This is a genomic window from Microcoleus anatoxicus (genome assembly GCF_042465725.1).
In the GTDB taxonomy this organism is placed as follows: domain Bacteria; phylum Cyanobacteriota; class Cyanobacteriia; order Cyanobacteriales; family Microcoleaceae; genus Microcoleus; species Microcoleus anatoxicus.
In genome coordinates this window covers 2,493,102-2,512,562 of sequence record NZ_CP120853.1, presented here as the reverse complement: position 1 = coordinate 2,512,562, position 19,461 = coordinate 2,493,102, and the positions used below count along the sequence as shown (strand labels likewise).

Annotated in this window: 16 protein-coding genes and 1 pseudogene; 3 read left to right on the top strand and 14 right to left on the bottom strand. The window is 44.0% G+C overall.

What is annotated here, in order from left to right; translation table 11 throughout:
- Nucleotides 1-56: 56 nt before the first annotated feature.
- The 11 genes from P2A85_RS10950 to P2A85_RS10900 form a co-directional block, all read right to left on the bottom strand.
- The gene (locus P2A85_RS10950) at nt 57-407 is read right to left on the bottom strand and encodes a hypothetical protein (protein ID WP_377479667.1); all 351 of its coding nucleotides are present in this window, start codon (nt 405-407) and stop codon (nt 57-59) included.
- Nucleotides 408-456: 49 nt separating this feature from the next.
- Nucleotides 457-1,050: a DUF6272 family protein gene (locus P2A85_RS10945; protein WP_377479664.1), complete on the bottom strand. Its 594-nt coding sequence runs from the start codon at nt 1,048-1,050 to the stop codon at nt 457-459.
- Nucleotides 1,051-1,445: 395 nt separating this feature from the next.
- Entirely contained in the window at nt 1,446-2,711 is a 1,266-nt protein-coding gene (locus P2A85_RS10940) for a SpoIIE family protein phosphatase (protein WP_377481428.1), read from the bottom strand.
- A gap of 97 nt (nt 2,712-2,808) precedes the next feature.
- Nucleotides 2,809-3,846, bottom strand: a complete 1,038-nt coding sequence (locus P2A85_RS10935) for a chemotaxis response regulator protein-glutamate methylesterase (RefSeq protein ID WP_377479661.1) — start codon at nt 3,844-3,846, stop codon at nt 2,809-2,811.
- A 53-nt stretch (nt 3,847-3,899) separates the two neighbouring features.
- A complete protein-coding gene (locus P2A85_RS10930) occupies nt 3,900-6,893 on the bottom strand; it encodes a response regulator (RefSeq protein WP_377479658.1) in 2,994 nt (997 codons plus the stop codon).
- A complete protein-coding gene (locus P2A85_RS10925; RefSeq protein ID WP_377479655.1) occupies nt 6,890-7,582 on the bottom strand; it encodes a chemotaxis protein CheW in 693 nt (230 codons plus the stop codon). Before P2A85_RS10925 ends, P2A85_RS10930 begins: the two co-directional genes overlap by 4 nt.
- A gap of 39 nt (nt 7,583-7,621) precedes the next feature.
- Nucleotides 7,622-9,106, bottom strand: coding sequence for a methyl-accepting chemotaxis protein (locus P2A85_RS10920; RefSeq protein ID WP_377479652.1), 1,485 nt, complete (start codon nt 9,104-9,106; stop codon nt 7,622-7,624).
- A 56-nt stretch (nt 9,107-9,162) separates the two neighbouring features.
- Nucleotides 9,163-10,914 carry a methyl-accepting chemotaxis protein gene (locus P2A85_RS10915; RefSeq protein WP_377479649.1) on the bottom strand — a complete coding sequence of 584 codons (1,752 nt, stop codon included), beginning with the start codon at nt 10,912-10,914 and terminating at the stop codon, nt 9,163-9,165.
- Nucleotides 10,915-11,008: 94 nt separating this feature from the next.
- Nucleotides 11,009-12,373 carry a CheR family methyltransferase gene (locus P2A85_RS10910; protein WP_377479646.1) on the bottom strand — a complete coding sequence of 455 codons (1,365 nt, stop codon included), beginning with the start codon at nt 12,371-12,373 and terminating at the stop codon, nt 11,009-11,011.
- Nucleotides 12,345-12,824: a chemotaxis protein CheW gene (locus tag P2A85_RS10905; protein WP_377481425.1), complete on the bottom strand. Its 480-nt coding sequence runs from the start codon at nt 12,822-12,824 to the stop codon at nt 12,345-12,347. Before P2A85_RS10905 ends, P2A85_RS10910 begins: the two co-directional genes overlap by 29 nt.
- Before the next feature lie 390 nt (nt 12,825-13,214).
- Complete coding sequence (locus tag P2A85_RS10900) at nt 13,215-13,430, bottom strand: EF-hand domain-containing protein (protein ID WP_377479643.1); 216 nt, start codon at nt 13,428-13,430, stop codon at nt 13,215-13,217.
- 421 nt (nt 13,431-13,851) lie between these two features.
- On the opposite strand from P2A85_RS10900, the pseudogene P2A85_RS10895 reads away from it, so the two are divergent.
- Nucleotides 13,852-14,127 (top strand): annotated as a pseudogene (locus P2A85_RS10895) (transposase); the annotation flags it as partial.
- A gap of 214 nt (nt 14,128-14,341) precedes the next feature.
- Here the strand turns inward: P2A85_RS10895 and P2A85_RS10890 are convergent.
- The 3 genes from P2A85_RS10890 to P2A85_RS10880 all read right to left on the bottom strand — a co-directional run bounded on the left by P2A85_RS10890 (nt 14,342) and on the right by P2A85_RS10880 (nt 17,592).
- Nucleotides 14,342-15,823, bottom strand: a complete 1,482-nt coding sequence (locus P2A85_RS10890; protein WP_377479640.1) for an S-layer homology domain-containing protein — start codon at nt 15,821-15,823, stop codon at nt 14,342-14,344.
- Between the two features lie 85 nt (nt 15,824-15,908).
- On the bottom strand, nt 15,909-16,898 hold the full coding sequence (locus tag P2A85_RS10885; RefSeq protein WP_377479637.1) for a DUF6263 family protein: 990 nt from the start codon (nt 16,896-16,898) through the stop codon (nt 15,909-15,911).
- A gap of 19 nt (nt 16,899-16,917) precedes the next feature.
- A complete protein-coding gene (locus tag P2A85_RS10880) occupies nt 16,918-17,592 on the bottom strand; it encodes a polysaccharide deacetylase family protein (RefSeq protein ID WP_377481422.1) in 675 nt (224 codons plus the stop codon).
- A 378-nt stretch (nt 17,593-17,970) separates the two neighbouring features.
- Here P2A85_RS10880 and rd point away from each other — a divergent pair, with 378 nt between their 5' ends.
- Nucleotides 17,971-18,129, top strand: a complete 159-nt coding sequence (gene rd / locus P2A85_RS10875) for a rubredoxin (RefSeq protein WP_341732968.1) — start codon at nt 17,971-17,973, stop codon at nt 18,127-18,129.
- Nucleotides 18,130-18,141: 12 nt separating this feature from the next.
- Entirely contained in the window at nt 18,142-19,425 is a 1,284-nt protein-coding gene (locus tag P2A85_RS10870) for an NAD(P)/FAD-dependent oxidoreductase (RefSeq protein WP_377479634.1), read from the top strand.
- Nucleotides 19,426-19,461: the final 36 nt, after the last annotated feature.

Here is a 19,461-nt window from a genome sequence, read left to right as displayed (position 1 = left end):
CATGAATAGAGGTGTAAATTTCATAAAATGTTACGTTCGCTCCTAAAGATTTTACTTTATTCAACTACAAGCTTTAAACCTGGAAGCAATCGCTCTAAGTTTTTCAAAGATTTAACTTGCCAGGGCATTTTTTTTGTGCCTAAAACCACCAATTGACTCTTCTTTTTCCGCATCCCAAGTACAAATTTCGACAGCATACTGATGCCAGAACTGTTGAGAAATTTTAATTCTTTCACATTTAATGTGAGAGTTGTGGGTGCTAATTTAGCTACATCATCGAGCAATTTAACAATGGGAGCATAATCCTTGGGGCCTCCTAGACTGATAGCACCTTTAAAATAAACTGTTGAGGATGCTGGATCGTATTGCACCTGATAATCCTCGCCTTTGACTTCTTGATTGGTCATAGCTTTTCTGTCTTTTTTTGCTTCTGATGTCTAAATTAATCAGTTAAAATTATACCACAACTTGAGCCATTGTAGTAACGGTGATAATTTGTGGATTACTGGGATCGGACTCAAATTTCCAGCCGAGTTTGGCTGAATAATCATTGATCGCGGTCAGCAAACCTAAGCCTGAAGCTTCACTATCTTCGGATTCGGCTGCTTTTGTTATCTGTTCAACATATAAGTCATTAGGATCTGCCGATCGTAATTCCTCAATAAAGGCTTGAAATTTCTCCACACTTTCAGGACTAATACCGTTTTTGGTAAAAATTACAGCAGTGACTATATCCAAGTTTTCCCTAAAATGTATACCAAACTTAACTGGATCGTTCTCGATTCCTTCATGAAATTTTATGGCATTCTCTAAGAGTTCGTTTCCGATATAACTCACCGCGTTTTTCATGGCTTCGATGCGTTCTTCTACCTCACTATCCTCCTCGTCAATTGGCATAATATTAAAAAAATAGTCGGCGATAAAACAAGCTGATAAGCGGTTATTCAGCCACCGCCGTTTAACTGGTCTAGAACTGGAAGTAAAGCTCAGTTCTAAAGAATCATGTGACCGGGAAAAATCTTCAATAAAATCTCCAACAAGCTGGATCATCTTTGTTACCTATTAATTGATAAAGGTTGGTAAGTAGAAGGAAGAAGGAAGAAGGAAGAAGGAAGAAGACATACACAGCAAGCTTGAGCGCGAGCCGTATTTGACGTTTGCTTAGGTGATTTACTTATCCTCAACAATGTCATTAGGATCGCGAATTAAATAATTTACACTCTTGAAAGTGGGGTGGGATCGCGTGGCTCGCCCTTTCTGGACGGGCAACGCGATCCCATCCCACAAGAACCATCACGCATTGTAAGTTATTAAATTTTCGTTCCTTAGTTGTTAGTAACATTTTTTTTTCTGGATATTTGTGCTGGATGCAGAATAAGTTACCATTTTGTGAGGCTTTAAGGTTAATTGCTAACTGCAAAATGTTCAGGGAAAGCCTACGCAGATCAGTTGCGAAAAAGGTTGAATATATTCTTTTTGTTCACATTCTCTTTAACTTCCTCCACTAATTCTGGTTCCTCCAATGATTCCAGGTTATCAGATGCTTCTTCCTCAAATGATTCTAGGTTATCCGATGCTTCCTGCTTGATCACCAGTAAAGTAATGTCATCAAAAACTTTCTGCTTGCCAATAAATTGTTTAAGATCGTCAACGATCGCTTGTTTGATTTCTTCGGCCGAGCCGGCCCAATTATGACTAATAACTTCGCAGAATTTATCCAGCCCATACTGTTCTTTATCAAGGTTATAAGCTTCAGGAATTCCGTCGGTATAGAGGACAATTCCATCCCCCTCCTTTAATTCAATGATTGTATGATTGATAAATTCAGTAATTTCTTCATCTAATCCAATAGGGAAGCCTAGATTCATCGTGTCAACGCGCTCAACCAACCCGCCCTTTCGCACTACAATAGTTTCCTCATGCTGACCGCTGATACTTATTCTACCTTTTGTATAGGTGAGAATGACTAACGTCAAATTCTTCTCAGAATTCATCCGTCGGACATTTTTATAAATAGTGCGGTTGAGTGCATCTAAAAATTTAACCGGATCGAGTTCTCGAATTTCTTTAAGAGTACGAACTGCTGTTTGCGTCATTACCATTAAAATGCCACTTTCGAGTCCGTGTCCGGTGACATCACCGATGCCAATTGTGACGATTCCGTCTACGTAGAGAACGTCATAGTAGTCGCCGCCTATTTCGTCTGCGGGTTCCATAAACCCTGCAATTTCTAAACCTTCGATGGCGTCTAGTTCGTCTGCTGTAGGAAGAATCATCTGTTGCATTTGACGCAACATATCTAGTTCTTTAGCCATGCGGAAGTTTTCCGATTGGAGGATTGCTTCGGCTTCGTTTCGCTTGAGAAGGTTTACATAGGCTTTAGAGTGGTAGCGGATACGAGCTATTAGTTCTGCCTTGTCTGGGAGTTTAACTATATAATCGTTTGCCCCTAAAGCAAAAGCTTTTGCTTTAATCAGCGGTTCTTCTTTACTAGAGAGAACGATCAGCGGAACATATTTTGTGGGAGCGTTATTGGCTCGCAAAAAGCGTACTAAGACCAGTCCGTCCATCTCTGGCATCACTAGGTCTTGTAAGATGACTGTTGGTTGACATGACCTAGCGACTTTGATCGCCTGGGTAGGGTCGCTACAGTAATGAAAGGTGATATCTTTTTCTGGAAGCAACATTCGACGAACGGCTTCGCCGATCATTGGCTGATCGTCGATGAGCAAGACTGTAATCGGATCTTCTGTCACTGAGTTCACTTCCTTTTGAAATACTAACTTGAAGATAAAAAGTAAGAATTAGCTAACGGCTCATTGCTAATCGGTCAATTAGAGTAGAAGCGATCGCCTCCAGTGGTAAAATCTCCGCCGCCGCACCAAGCTCTACTGCTGCTTTGGGCATCCCATAAACCACACAACTTGCCTGATTTTGGGCGATCGTATGCCATCCCTTTTCGCGTAACAAACTGAGTCCTTCCGCTCCATCTCGACCCATACCTGTTAGTAACACAGCAGTTCCTTGGCGGTGCCAGTAATGAGCGACACTTTTGAAAAACACATCAACTGAAGGACGATAGGGATAATCAATCGGGTTTTTTGTATAACTTAAGCTAAAATTTGGTTGCAATGACAGGTGATCGTTTGTCCCGGCAACTAATACCTTTCCTACTTCCAAACGGCTACCTTCGGATGCTAGCTCTACGCTGAGGGGTGTTTGTTCGTTTAGCCATTCTACCAAACTGGGAGTAAATTGTGCATCTACGTGTTGGACGATCGCTACTGCTGCACCAAAGCTTGCCGGTAAGCGAGAAAGAATCTTTGCCAGAGCATTTGGGCCGCCAGTAGAAGAGCCGATCGCGACTAGGGGAGGAACGCGGGCTGCGAGGGGTGAGAATATAGATTGAGGGCTTTCCCTATGGGTTCTAGATTTAGAAGTTGCACCGGATTTGCCAATCAGTTTACCAATAGTCACGATTTTCGCAAGCAAAGCTTTAGCAGCTTCTGGGTTGCCGCTAGCCCCCAAAACAGGCGTGCTGACAGCATCTAATGCTCCATATCCCATTGCTTCAAACACTTGAGACCCATTTTTTTCAACGCTAGCCGTTACTACCACAATAGCGCAGGGAGAATTCTTCATGATGTGGCGAGTTGCCTCTACCCCATCCATGATTGGCATGATCAAATCCATCAGAATCAGATCTGGGGTATCCTCGGCGCATTTGGTAACTGCTTCAGCACCATCGCGTGCTACCCAAGCCACTTGATAGTCTTTGACTGTCATCAAGACGCGCCGTAGCGTCTCTACTGCCATCACCATGTCGTTTACAATTGCGATTCTCATATGATTGGTAATTGGTAATTGGTAATTGGTAATTGGTAATTGGTAATGAATGACTAATGACCAATCAAATCGTACACGGCGTTGACTAAAGTATCGTCCTGAAAACTTGCTTTTGTTAAGTAATAATTAGCTCCAGCTTCTAAACCGCGCAGGCGGTCTGCTTCGCGGTCTTTGTAGGAGACAATAATCACCGGAATCGAACTTAGCTTTGGATTGTTTTTGATCTTGCTGGTAAACTCGATTCCGTTCATGCGGGGCATATCAACATCACTAACTACTAAATCGTAATGATTTGTAGAAACTGCGTGCCAACCTTCCATGCCATCCACCGCAACATCAACATTGTAACCTTTGTTTTGCAGCAGTTTTCGTTCCATTTCTCGCACGGTAATGGAATCATCCACCACCAGAATACTCTTGCGACCGTCTACTACAGCTATCTCAGAACTGCTAATAACACGGTTCAAGTGGCTGTCATTAAGCAGATTATCGACAGAACGCATCAAGTCAGAAGCATCGACAATCAGGATAGGAGAACCGTCTCCCATCAAAGCAGCAGCACTAATATCCTGAACTTTACCCAATCGGGGATCTAACGGTCTTACCACCAAATCGTGTTCGCCCAAAAAGCGATCGACCACCAGTCCGTAATAGTCTGATTGTTCGCTAATGACGACGACTGATAAGGTATCTGACTGGGGCGGTGGTTGCTTCAATTCTAATACTTGATAAGCAGCTACTAAGCCGATATTCTTATTGTTCATAGTGAAATACTGGCGATTTTCCACTGAGGCAATCTCTTGTTTGTCCACATTGACAATTTGCTCGATCCGCGCCAGAGGAAAGGCATAGGGTTCGCCAGATATTTCTACTAACAGGGTGCGAACAACGGATAGCGTCAAGGGTAATTGAAAGTTAAAAGTCGTACCTTTTCCTAGATTAGAACTAGCTCGCACGGTGCCGCCAACTTCGTGCGCCATGCTTTTCGCGATATCTAAACCCACGCCACGACCGGAAATTTCGGTGACTTGTTTGGCTGTCGAAAATCCTGGTAAAAACAGAAATTCCATCAGTTCGCTTTCGCTAAGCTGAGCTACTATTTCCGGGGTTGCCAGGTTCTTATTAATAATTTTTCCGCGCAGCCAGTCAAAGTTAATTCCTCTACCATCGTCAGTGATGGTAATCGATAGCATTCCGCCTCTATGGGCTGCTTCTAGCCGCACGGTTCCTTCTGCTGGTTTGCCGGTGGCGAGGCGCTCTTCGGGAAGCTCCAAGCCGTGATCGATGGAGTTACGCAAAATGTGGGTGAGGGGGGCTTCCAGTTTTTTGATAATATCCCGATCGACTGGCGTGCCTTTGCCGAAAATTTCAAATTTTACTTGCTTGTTCAGCTTCCTGGCTAAATCGCGCATCATCCGAGGAAACCCCTGTACCCCATCGGCGAAGGGACGCATATTAGAGGCAATTACTTCCTGGTAGAGGCGATCGCTGAGACTGCCGGTGCGACGGGCATATAATTCTAGTTCGATCAGGCGATCGCTCAAAATCTGCCGACATTCCCGCTCCTTTGCGCGGGCTCCTTCTAAATAGTTTGCGGCTTCTTGATTGTGCTTGACTGCGAGAGTTTGCTGAAAATTATCTAAAATTTTAGATAATTCTAGTTGGCGTTTTTTGAGGATCGTCAGGGAATCGGCAAAGGGCTGAAGCCAATTTGCTTCGATCAAAGATTCGCCAGCCAAACCCATGATCCGGTTTAAGTTGTCGGCGCTTACCCGGACAACGCGATCGCTAGAGGCCCCTCCCTGTTCTGCTCCCGGTTTGACTTGCTCTACATCGCTAGATGTTTGCTTAACAATTGATTGAGTTTCACCTAAGTTATTCTGACCATTTGGTTGTGTTTGGATAGTACCGGGAGCGCTGAGCACGATTTCCTGTTTTTGCACAGGAGTAGATTGTGCCTGAGTTTCCTGATTAGATGGCAAGATTTCGGCTCTTTTCACTGGTGCAGATCCCGGTGTCAGCAGAGCAGAAATTTCCTCTCTAGTAGTTTCAACATCGTCCCGATTTTCCTTAACCCAACTTTGCCCTTGCTGACTGATGTTTAGCAGGAGATCGACTCCATGCAGTAGCACGTCAACTCCATCAGCTTCTAGGGTAATTTTTTGGTTCTGTGCTGCTACAAAACAATCTTCCATAACGTGAGCCAAATTAACCGCAGCATCGAGGGCCACGATGCGGGCGGCTCCTTTAACGGAATGGGCGGCTCGCATTAACGACTCTAAGACTTTGGGAGACCCTGGTTGGCTTTCCAGGGCTAAGAGTCCCTCACTTAAAATAGCTGCTTGGGCGTCTACTTCCAGCTTGAATAACTCCAACATTGAGGTGTCGCCGATGGTTGACATCTCATCTGATTCTGGATAATCTTGACGGTTTGCGATCGTGGTTGGCGACACCTCGGTGGTCACTGCTTCATGAGAAAGCGAGTTCAAATCTCTAGGAGATTGGTTGGGCGCAACCGATATTTTGGGGCTGTTTAAATCATCTTCTAAGCTTACCTCTACAGTAGGAGTTTCTGGCTTTGCCTGCCAGCTTTTCAACTCTACCCTTGGCTGAGTAACTGATACATATCCTGGTGTCAATAAGGTAGCAACACTGTTGGTAACGGTTTCGATGTTATCTTGATTTTCTGAAAGCCAACTGTCTAAATCGTCTTCCTTGACTCTGCTGATATTTAGGAGTAAATTTACACCTTGCAGCAGCACGTCAATCTCACCCGCACCCAGAGTAAAGCTTTGCTTTTGAGCACTATCGAGGCAGATCTCTATGCTCTGAGCCAGATTAATAGCATCATCGATTTCTACGAGCCGAGCCGTTCCTTGAATTGCATTAGCGACACGCATTAATGACTCTAGAATTTGGCGAGACTGGGGTTCGCTTTCCAGGGAGAGAAGCCCCTGATTTAGTATTGCTGCTTGGGCTTCCACTTCCTGCCGGAATACATCTAGCATCGTGATGTCGTTCATCGCATCCTCCCTCTGATCTGTCATAATATTCTTTTGTTTAAGGTGTAAAATAATAAATCAGAATCTATGTAATTAACCTTATGTGCCTGCCAGCGAACCACCCCTTTTGTATAAGTTTCTGAGGCTTTTGAAATCACTACAGGTGTATTTTCTAATTCCCTGAGCGGGAAGCGATGAAGACCGCAAACTTCGTCCACGATAAAAACCCAGCGATTGTCTCCACTTGCCATAACTATCATGCGTTTAGCAGCAGCAACAGAACTGGCACGATCTGAAGAGTTAGCGTGATCTTCTAAGTCAAGGAGATGGCTGAGGGAAACGCACATAAGAATTTCTCCTCTAATGTTGACCAAACCCATAAACAGTTCGTTGTTGCGGTGGGGTAGGGTATGAATTACACAGGGTTCTGTCACTTCTTGAAGCAACCGTACTGGTAAAGCTAACCATTCGCCGCCTAGCAGAAATATCATGACTGATATGGTTTCTCCAGAAACGACGATCGCCCCGTTAGTTTGTGCTAGAGAATGATCGGACGGAGTTTTTGCTAGTATCTCAGTCCACTCTTTTACATACTCTGGGGGTGCTTCCCTTTCTAATAAACCGCGTCCGGCGGCAGAATAAACGGGGCAATTCCGACAATGAATTACTGTTTTTAGTTGTTCGCAGGAGCGATCGCCCTCAACTCCTATTTGGTTCCAGCAATCATTGCTCATAAGTCCCATTCCAACGTAGTTTACTATGAACCATCAACTCTAACCCACTTTATAACCAGAGATTCTCTGGCGTAAGCCTTGTGCCGTTTCGTTCAATTCCCTGATCGCACTGTTGATCTCGCGTAGAGATTGAGTCGTTTGCGAAGAAGCTTCACTCAATTGCACCATGCCTTGACTGATTTGCTGTGCCCCCTCTGACTGTCCTTCCATGCTGCTACTCACTTGTTGAAAACGGGGGGTTAGGGTTTGCACCTGACCAATAATCGAATCTAATTTACCGCCGATAGTACGAACATCCTCTACACCTCGTTCTACATCTTTGGTAAATTTATCCATTTCCATCACCCCTGTGGTAACTGCACCTTGCATCTCTTTTACCATCGTTTCGATGTCTAAGGTAGCGACTGCTGTTTGGTCGGCTAGGCGGCGAATTTCACGGGCAACCACAGCAAATCCCGTTCCGTACTCTCCGGCTTTTTCTGCTTCAATTGCGGCGTTAAGTGAGAGCAAATTAGTTTGATCCGCTACTTTTGTGATTGTGGTGACAATGCTATTAATGCTGTTAGCTTTATCGCTAATAGTTCCCAGCTTTGATGAAATGGTATTAGTGGCCTCCGCTAACATACGCATAGTTTTTTCCATGTGGATCAGGTCTTGTTGGCTCTCACCCGTCCCCTGAGCCGTCGCTGCCGATGTGTATTCAACTTCATCCATTGTCTTCACCAGTTGTCCAGAGCTGGCAGCAATCTCCTTTACTGTGGCAGCCATCTCATTGGTGGAGGCCGCCTGTTCAGTCATCGTTGCCTCTAGTTGCTTGCCTGATGCGGCAATTTGGGTGGCAGAGCTGGTAATTTTAATGCCAGATTGCTGAATTTGAAGAATTAAAGAACTCAAGTTATTTGTTAGGTCGAATATCAGATATGCTAGCACCAGGGCTATAGCTATAATGGCTAGAGATGATAATTCTATTAAGTTAAAATTCTTGTCTACATTCTCACTTATTGTGTTCAACTTGTCTATTTCAATCTTGGCAAATTCTTGGTTTAGTGCGTCGAATTGTCCCAAGTTGCTTTTCGATTCTTTCAGGTATGTAGTTACTGCTTCTTGTTGCTTACCTTGATCTTTCAATTGGAAAGTTCTCTTCGACAGCTCTTCAAATTGACTTTCTAATTGAAGCATATTTCTAAATTTCTCTTGTTGTTGTGGATTTGGATTATCTTTAATTAGTATTTCGGCGCGCTTGGTAGATTCCTGAAACAGATTTCTTTGTTTCTCAAAAGATTCTAAAGCACCCTCAGCATTGCCCACAAGTAGATAGCCCCGAACTTGCCGAGCCATCATCGAAGCTCTTAAAATCATTTCATTGGTTTCTAGAATCGTACTCCGCGCTCTTCTTGTTTCCACGTAAAGTTCCCTTGTATGATGAGTGCTTGTATATACTAGGCAGCTTAAAACTACAAATAATAGAGCGGGTAATGAATAAGTAAGAAGCAGGCGTTGCTTGAAATTCATTTGGTTCAACATTCTAGTATTTCTCCTTGGTAATTTTCAGCATTTAACACGATCATCATACATTGAAATTAGTTACTTGCCACTTTAAAACGAGAGACTTCCATGCGTAAACCTTGTGCCGCCTCATTCAATTGGCTAATCGCACCGTTAATTTCACGCAAAGACTGGGCAGTTTGCGATGAAGATTCACTTAGCTGCACCATTGACTCGCTGATTTGCTCAGCACCCTGCGACTGTCCCTCCATGCTGTTGCCTACCTGTTGAAAGCGGGGGGTTAGGTTTTGCACTTGCTGAATAATCGACTCTAATTTATCGCCGATCAGACTGACATCTTCCACACCCCGTTCTACATCTTTCGTGAACTTATCCATTTCCATCACCCCTGTGGAAACTGCACTTTGCATTTCTTTGACCATATTCTCAATATCTAAGGTAGCAACTGCTGTCTGGTCGGCTAGGCGGCGAATTTCACGGGCAACGACAGCAAACCCCGTACCGTACTCTCCGGCTTTTTCTGCTTCAATTGCGGCGTTGAGTGAGAGTAAATTGGTTTGATCCGCTACTTTGGTAATCGTGGTGACGATGCTGTTAATGTTATTAGCTTTATCGCTAATCACTCCCAGTTTTGCAGAAATGCTACCGGTGGAATCTGCCAAACTCCGCATAGTTTTTTCCATCTGCATCAAATCTTTTTGGCTTTCACCAGCCGACTGTGCAGTGAGGTGCGATGAATTCTCAACTTCATCCATCGTCTTCACCAGTTGTCCAGAAGTGGTAGCAATCGATCGCGCTGTGGCGGTCACCTGATTTGTCGAGGCAACCTGTTCGGTTATAGTTGCTTCTAGTTGCTTGCCAGATGCAGCGATTTGGGTAGCAGAGGAGGTAATTTGAATCCCGGATTGCTGAACTTGGCGGATTAAAGAACTCAGGTTTTCAGTCATGGTGCGGAAGGCTGTCTCTAATTTCCCAATCTCATCCTGAGCATCTGTCGCCTGTACGCGGGTAGTTAAATCGCCTGTCGAAATTTTTTCGGCTACTCCTACAACTCCAGCGATTTTTGCACCCATTGGTTTGGCGATCGTATTACTGAAGTACCAGCCAAAGAGTCCAGCAGTCAACGGCCCAATGATTAAGCCTACAAGTATCCAGAATGTGCTGGCGCTCACATCTTGCTCTGCGGTCTTCTTAGCTGTTTCTGCCAAGTTTCTGTTGTGTGACAGGAGTTCTTGCAGGGCGGAGTCCGCTGTATCGAATACAGGATCTAATTTCGTAACTAAGAAATCATTCATTTCGGTTAGCGTCTGGATAGCTGCTAGGGCTGCTGTGTATTCAGGTGTATTAGTTTTCCCCTGTTGCAACAACTCAGTCTGAATTTTTCTCGGGTTGCTGAGACCAGTTCTCTGAAATTTTTCATGAATCTGGAGGTACTCTTGACTAGCGGCTTTCCACTTCTCCCATTCGACCAAAAATTGTTTGTATAATTTGTCTTCCTCCGGCTCGCGAGGCAGCTTTTCGTATAGGTTCAATCCTTCGTTTATTTCCTTGAATGCGTTTTGAACAGTGGTTAACTCTTTTTGCCTCTGAACGCTAGTTAATGCGTTAGCAATCAGCACTTTTTCCGCACCATGTGTCCTGGTTTTTGCTTCGTTTATTTTCCACAAGTTGTCGATGCTGGGCAAACGATCATAGGCGAAGGTGTCAATGTTTTTTTTCAGGCGGTAATTTCCACTCAAGCCTATCAAAGCCACAATTAAGACTATTGAACCTATGAACAGGAATCCGCTGATGAGCCGCCTTTGCAAAGTCATGTTTTTAAACATCTATTAACTCCTTTTGTTAGTTGTTTTTGGGTCAGTTGATAGGCGAGCGGCAGTCATTCTAAATTAACACGTTAGGTGACTCATATCTACTTGCCTAAGATTTTTGCAGGCGTTGGATTCGTTGCCGCAGGACTGCTGCTCTAGCAGTATCGCCGCGATTTTCTGCGAGTAAAGTAAGATGCAGGAGTGCGTCATAGTTATTGGGTTCTAAATAAATCGCTTTTTGGAAGCATTGCTCTGCTTGAACATCAAGCCCTTTAGCTTGATGAATTTCTCCCATCAATATATAAGCTTCAACACTGGTAAAGTTTTGCTTGAGATAATTTTCGCACATTGTCGTTGCTGCGCTTAACTGTCCCCCATCGGCTAATTTACGCGCAGTTTCCAAGTCGGTTGCTGGCAGTTGAGTTGAGTTTTGACCCTTCCCTATTTCCCTGGCAGATGTTGCTGGATCGCTCAAAGGAATGGTTTTCAATTGTGTGGTTTCTCGATTGGCTGTTGGATTGTTTTGTCGGGCGATAGTTGGAGAATCTTTTCTACTAAATAGAGGAGATTTATTTTGGCGGTCTAGCCGCGACAAGCTCACCTCTCCGGTAGATATTAACGGCTGATGTCTCATTAGTAGTTTTTCACCATTTATTAAACCGCCGTTATCATTTTCTTGCTTTCGGTAGGCGAAAGCAAAAGGATGTTGTACAGATACAAATGTGGATTCTAACATTTGCATCTTTTCCGCGTGCCCCAAAAATAGTAGCCCTTTATTTTTTAATAATCCGTTTAAATTCCGAATACTTTTTTCTCTAGCTGCATCGTCGAAATAAATTAAAACGTTACGACACCAAATTACATTGTAAGGATTTTTTCCTGTGATGAAATTGGGATCGACTAGATTGCCGTGCATGAAGTTAACGGCGTTTTTTACTAAGTCGCACAACTGATATTTATTGCCTAATTTAGTAAAATATAGTTGCTGAAATTGTAGGTTATTTACCCGAAATGAATTTTGGGTATACACAGCTTTTCTAGCTTTATCTAAGGAGCAGTTACTTATGTCAACCGCATCTATTTGAAACTGATTAGGTGTCAAACCTGCCTGGAGCAGGCTCATAGCAATTGAATAAGGTTCTTCCCCAGAAGAACAGGGCGCGCTGAGCACGCGCAAGATGCGGTGACTTTGGGTTGGCAACCACTCAGATTTGACGTAACGCTCTAAAAAAACAAAGGGTTCCCAATCTCGAAAAAACCAAGTTTCTGGGACAATTAATAATTCAATCAGTGCTTCGAGTTCCTCGGCTGATATTTGCAATTGCTGTAGATAAGTTTGTAGATTGGGGGAATTTTCGGCGGTCATCCGTTGTTCTACAGCTCTGCCAATTTCCTTAGAGCCAAGGATACTTGCAGACAAACCAATCCGATCTTTTAGGAGTGACTCAATTTGGTTTTGTATTATTGCTGTCATTATTCCTTCCTGCCAATAAATATTGTTGCTGCGAATCTGACAGCAAAGATTCTAACCTAATGCGTTGGATCATCCCCTTCTCATCCATAATCATTTCCCCTAAATAACCATGAGTTTCATCTAATTGTGTGGCTACATCGATCAACTCACTATCCGGCTTATTTAATGTTTCGGTGACTCGTTCTGCCATCAACCCGATACAACGCTTACTGTTATCCTTCCCAAAATAATTTACCATGATAATTCGAGTGCTCAAGTAGGAGCAACTGGGCTGGCCTCGAATTAAATAGCACAGATCGATTACTGGTACGATCGCCGATCGATATTGAAACATACCCCCAACATAGTCAGGCATTTGGTGCGTTTTTCTCAGGATAACTCTGGGTATAACTTCCACAACCTGGGAACTATCAAGCGCGTAAAGGTTATCCCCTACATAAAACAGTAGCATTAACATTGGCTGCCCTTCCTGATTAACTGTTCATGATTATCTGTTTTTCTTAATACTCTTGAATGCCAGAAACTCCCTCTAGCTGGAGAAACCTTTTATAGCGGTATACTATAGCATACTATACTGCTGTAAGCGGACGCTTCCATGAGCCAGCAGCCCTAGCCCAAGCTGCCGGAGGGCACCGAAGAGTGTCTGCGGAAGCTCAAGAATAGTCAGACAAACCGACTAAATCCTCGTTAAGTACCTGGAGGCTGTGGTCAAAAAAAAATATTTGTCACCATTACCAAAGATCGGGCGACAAATATTTTTTTTGAGTTCACATATCGATCGCTGGTGCAGTTCTATTCAACGTTAAGGTTGACAACCAAACCATAGGTTGACACATAATTTTCATTCCTCAGCTAAATCGACCGAACCATTCTTATCGCTGTCCAGAATAGTGAAAAGATAATCAGTGATGTACTCCCTCATTGCTTCCGAACTCCGTTCGCCTGTTGTTAAATCTTCAACCATCCCTAAAAGCTCCATAATTTCTGGTTTTTCGAGGGACTTACTGCCATCGATATCCAATTTATGGAAAAGCTTTTTGACATCTTCTGTTGCCACTGCTGAATATATCGATCGCGTGTTACTTAGCCTGGGTTACGCGAGCGCGCGATCGAGAGTTTAGTGCAAGATAAACAGGTAGAATAGGTCTTCATCCGTGCATCACAACCTGCGAGCGTGTACAGAAAAGCTGAGTTTGCTCCCCTCCCACCCTTAGACTTTGAACTAGCCAATGGATCTAAATTGTCAGCCCTCAACCGTTGGGTAAAAATGGCCAAAATAATCCCGTGGTCGGAATTTGAAAAAGACTACTTAGCAATAGCGAAACAAAGACAACCCACTCGCAATAAAAGAAGACAGGCAATTAAAAAAAAACTCCAATACATTAAAAGAAATCTAGTTCATATTGAACAGCTAATGCAGTTAGGCGCGACCCTAGAAAGTCTGAGTAAAAAGCAATATAAAACCTTGCTAGTCCTCGGAAGATGAGAAGATTCGTCAGGCAATTGAGGGAAAGTTTGGGCAAGGTAAACGAAGATTTGGTCTGAATCTGGTAATGACAAAACTTGACAATACATCTCAAACAGCCATTGCCATTACTTTTTTAGTAATGAACCTTTCTACCTGGTGGCGCCGGGTTTTTTGTGTATTTTTATGCAGTTATGGGAAAACAATGCCTGTTTTGGGGCTTAACATAATTTTCGCTTATATTTCACTCAAGATGAGGCAGGGAAAACTCATCTTTAACTCTGGTTGAATAATCGATCACTCCCGATCGCCAAAAGCGATAAATTATTCAGCAAGCCCTAACTAAAGATTAAAACAAACCCGCCCCCACCAAGCGGTAAATCATCATGTAAATTCTTTGAATTAGTTGTGTGGGGGCGGGTTGATTGAAAGTGGGAATTAGATATTTTTCGTAAAACCCGCCCCTAATATCCGCGTTAATCTGCGGTTAAAAACCTCACAATCTACTTAGTAGCGTAACCAGTATTTACCAAAAACTCGCGCAACTTTCCAAAAAACTCAGTGCGATCGCGCCCTTGATACACCCTTTCCAATAACAGCCAACTTTCCACCTGCTGTCCCAGTACATACTGGTTCGCCATATAAGCAGCGAAAACCCCTTTAGCCTCCTTATTTTCACTTAAACGCTTGTTAGATTCCAACCAAAGTTCACAGGAGTTGGTATAGACTTCCACCGGATACTGCTTAGTTACATCCTGCATTTTACCTTGACGGTATTGCCAAATTTGCAGTGGTAGCCGCGAATCAGCATAACTTGTAAAAGCCTCGGCAAATCGCCCATCTAGACTTTTGAACTCTGGGATATCATTTTTGCCAAAATCGACAATTTCATAGCTCACATTGCCCCAGAAATGCTTGATATGAGTGTATTTTTTGGTCGCCGAGTCGTAGCGATAAATAAACGAATAATTGCAGCAGTTAGAGCCGCTCTTGGTGGAGACCAACTCTGCCAACACTTCCGGTTCCTTGTCTCCATCAAAATCCCTGACTCGCAGAGATAAAAACCGCCCTTCTGAAACTTCTTCGCTGGGTTTTTTGTCCGGGTTGTCTACTAGAGAACGGGTCGGAATTAGCACAGGTTCGTCTAATAAAGTTTGACCATCACGGATAATTTTAATTCGCATATTTTTAGCATTTTCCGCTTCCCTCACAAAGGAAAATTCCGCCCTAACTTTATCAAATTCCGAGATTTCTGTGGTTCTAGGTGGCCCAAGATTAGGCGGAACTTGGGCGACATATTGGGAGGGAACTAAGGCTGTTTGTCCTGGTTTCGCAATTGCTTGACACAGGAAAGTTGCTACTTCGGCGCGAGTCGCGTTGCGAGTTGGTTCTAGTTGTTTGACAGCGGGATAATTGACCACCAGTTGTTTTTCGGCGGCGGCGGCGATCGCATTTCTTACCGGTTCTGGAATTTCCCGCACATCCTCAAAAGTTGCATCCAAAATTTCAGCCGCAGGTCCAGTGGGTGTATATTTCAATCCGCTGGTTAAAGCCACTAAAACTTGCCACCGGGAAATATTCAAAGTCGGGTTAAAAATACTGCCACTGTAACCGGACATAAAGCCTGTTTGATAAACTTCTCGAATAGCTTGAAAGCCCCAATAATTCGTAGGAATATCTACAAAAGTAATGGGATTACGGACAGTTTTTGCATCAGGAAAAGCCTTGCGAAGCATCGCCGCAAATTCAGCGCGACTGACAGGGCGATTTGGTCGAAAAGTGCCGTCTTCGTAGTAGCCGGTAATGATTTTTTTATCCGCTAAATCTTCGATACAAGCTTGAGCCCAATGGTCTTTCACATCCTTGAATTTAGCTTGAGCAAATGCCGGACTTAGATTTGTGCCCGGAAGCAGCAAATTTCCCAGGATTATCCCCAAAGCTACCAGGAAAGCAATAAATGCTTGACTTTTGTGCGATCGAACCATACAGCATCCTCCTTTGTCACCACATTTGCGATCGAAACTTACGCAAGGTTTACATAGTATTAGGTATTCTACCCTGATTTAGCACTTATTGAGAATCTAAAGTAATCTCCATCGCCAATTGAGTTTTTATTGTCGCTTCTTGAGGACTACCAGCCCTTTTAACACTCATTTCGCTATTGGAATTCATAGAAACAGCAGAGCGAACAGGCATTAATTTATCCAACCGGATTGTGGATTCTCCCCTACCTTGAGAAGCCAAAGATTGGAGATTTATATTAGAGCCGGCAGGAAGTTGAGGCGAGTTGACACTTTGGGGTTTTGCTTGCTGTTCTAAACCTATATTCAAAACGGCAACTCCGTCTTGAAAACTCATCAATTCATAAGTGGCAATATTGTTGATATTAATTCCGTTAGAATTCAGCGGAAAATTCAATCTCCATTTAGCTCCTTTGCCGACTGCTTCTGCCGGCAGTTGCACTGAAAGTTGCTCTATAGATTGAGACATTTGTCTAACTATTTGCTTAAAGTTATTATCAGCTCCTGCTGGCACAATAAACTCACCTCCTTTGGTGAAGCCGCGACTGTCCATGATGAAAGCTCCTTTCAATCCTACCAGTTTTTTGACTGCGGAACGCATACTTTCGAGCGCCGTGGCGGGAGCATTTGTACTATCGCTAGTGACATCTGCCTTAGTGTAAGAAAACTGATAGTGAATATCGCCATTGGCATCAATCTTAGTAGCTTCGGTTTCCATAGTCACCACCGATGTGGGGATTTTTATTTCCTGGGAAGACTGACCGCTAGCAGATATTTTCATGCCCATTTTTATAGTCATCAAGGTTGTTTGCTTGACATTCAGAGCGGGTTTTAAACGCATTTGCTGTCGCGGTTCTGCTCCCAGGTTGATGATTTGGATTTGAGGGGGTTGGGAGGTGCGAATGGGCATGGAGTTGTCCGTAGCTGGCGGCTGCTGTGCTACAATTGGAGGCTGTGCAATAACGACAGCAGGCATCAGATCGATCGCCCTTCCGGCACTCAAAAAACCAATAGATGCAATAAACAGTGCTTTTTTCATGAATTAATGCTGAAATGAGTTAATTTTTGACCTGTTGCCAAAGTTGCTCTATGCTAACAAAATTATAACCTCTTGCCAAAAGCAAGGGAATAATTTTTGCCGCAGCCGCCGCCACATCTTCGCCACCGCAATAACCGTCATGCAGTACAATAATTGAACCGTTTCCAGTTTGCTCCATGACGCGGTTGACAACTGTCGCAACCCCCGGCCGTACCCAATCTTCCGGGACAACACTCCACATCACAGGCCGATATTCCCACTGTTTTAGTAACTGGAGTGTTTGAGGGGTAAAAAAGCCATTGGGAGGCCGCACATCGCGGATTAATTTGGGGTCGAAATTGCAAGCTTTGGAAATAGCTTTTTGCGTATCTTCTAAACTTTGCTTTAATTCCTGTGGTTTGAGTTTGGGAAAGGCTACGTGTTGGTAGCCGTGGAGACCGATCCAGTGTCCGCGATCGCAAACTTGTTTAGCCACTTCGGGGTGTCTGTCAACGCAAAAACCCAGCCAGAAAAAACTAGCTGTAATATTATATTTGTCTAAAACTTTTAACAGTTGAGGCGTGTGCTGTCGGTGCGGTCCGTCATCAAAAGTTAGGGCAATTTTGCGACTGTTGACATCTCCCGTCCACAAGCATCCGGGAAAAGCTGTTTTGAGAATCGGGTGAACAACTGGAAATAAAGGTGCTAGCTGCATCAGCAGTACGAAGAAGACGAACATGGCGTTTGGACCAAGCCTTTAGTCAAAGTCTAGTTCCCAGAAAGTGGTAAATTAATAAAAGATAGAGTTTAGCCTCTAGAACTTCGGTTCTGGGGGCTTGTGCAATTTTAGATGGTAGATTGGGAAAAACAGAATGTGTAATAGTTGAAAACTTGCCTAAAGAAGGGTGCTATGGGAAAATCATACCATTTATCTAAAATCGTGTAACAATCTTTGACCCCCCCTAACCCCCCCTTATAAAGGGGAGGGACAAGACTACTGTTGCATTCTTTTTTAAAATTGGTATCATTATAATACTAATGTTACTTTGTCAAGTACAATATAGATATTTACCAGCTCAAACTCAGTGGCTCAATGCAAAAATACCTCTGTACAATTTGCAATTACGTCTATGACCCAGAAGTCGGCGACCCGGAATCGGGAATAGCTCCCGGTACTGCCTTTGAGGATATCCCCGATGATTGGGTTTGTCCCACTTGCGGGGCACAAAAATCCGATTTTGAACCAGAATAAGCGAGAAAAGAATTGTCAAATCGAAGCCTTAAAATTACAGTGGTCGGTGGCGGTGCTGCGGGTTTTTTTAGTGCAATTACTTGTGCTAAAATGTACCCCCAAGCCCGCGTCACTTTATTAGAAGCTGGGAGGCAACTCCTGGCAAAAGTTCGCATCTCTGGTGGCGGGCGCTGCAACACAACTCATGCTTGTTTTGACCCTGCTATTTTAGTGCAGAATTACCCCAGAGGAGGGAAAGCTCTACGCGGTGCATTTACTCGATTTCAACCTCGCGATACTGTGGAATGGTTTGCTAGTCATTCGGTGACATTAAAGACAGAAGCGGACGGGCGAATGTTTCCGGTTACAGATGATTCGGCGACAATTGTTAATTGTTTGATCCGGGCCGCTGAGGATGCTGGGGTGCAAATTCGCACTGGTGATGCGGTAGTTTTAGTCAAGAAATTAACCTCGGATATCGGGGAGGGCCCGCACAGTTCGGCTTCGCTCACTGACCGCGGGGACACCGCCCCTAGGTTTGAAATTGTGTTTAAGTCGGGGGAGCAATTAAAGTGCGATCGCCTGCTTCTGGCTACTGGTAGCAATCCCTCTGGTTTCAAGTGGGCAAAAGATTTAGGTCACACCATCGAACCGCCTGTTCCTTCTCTATTTACTTTTAACATTTCTGATAGCCGAATTCAAGATTTAGCTGGCGTTTCTGTTGCTAATGCTAAGGTAAAATTGCCAGGAGCAAAATTAGAACAAAGCGGGCCTTTGTTAATTACTCACTGGGGTGTGAGTGGGCCTGCTGTCCTCAAACTTTCGGCTTGGGGTGCGAGATTTTTGCACGATCGCCATTATCGAGCCTCTTTATTCATCAATTGGCTTCCCCAGTACAACCCAGAAGTTTTGCGACAGCAATTGTTAGGGGTGAAGTCCCAGTTGTCCCACCGATTGGTTGTCTCTAGTTGTCCGTTTCCGATTCCGCGTCGCCTGTGGGAACGTTTGACAAGTGCGATCGGCATTGACGAGCCAAAACGCTGGGCTGATATCTCCAATAAAACCCTCGACAAACTCCTCCAAGAGCTCGTCCAAGGCGAATATCAGATAACAGGAAAAGGCGCATTTAAGGAAGAATTCGTCACCTGTGGGGGCGTTAACTTAAAAGAAGTCGATTTCAAAACAATGGAAAGTCGCCGCTGTCGGGGACTTTACTTTGCTGGGGAAATCTTGGATATCGACGGCGTAACAGGTGGTTTCAACTTCCAAAGTGCTTGGACTACGGCGTGGCTGGCTGGAAATGCGATCGGCACATGAACAGGCGAATTACTGGCAAATATTAAAAATTGTGTT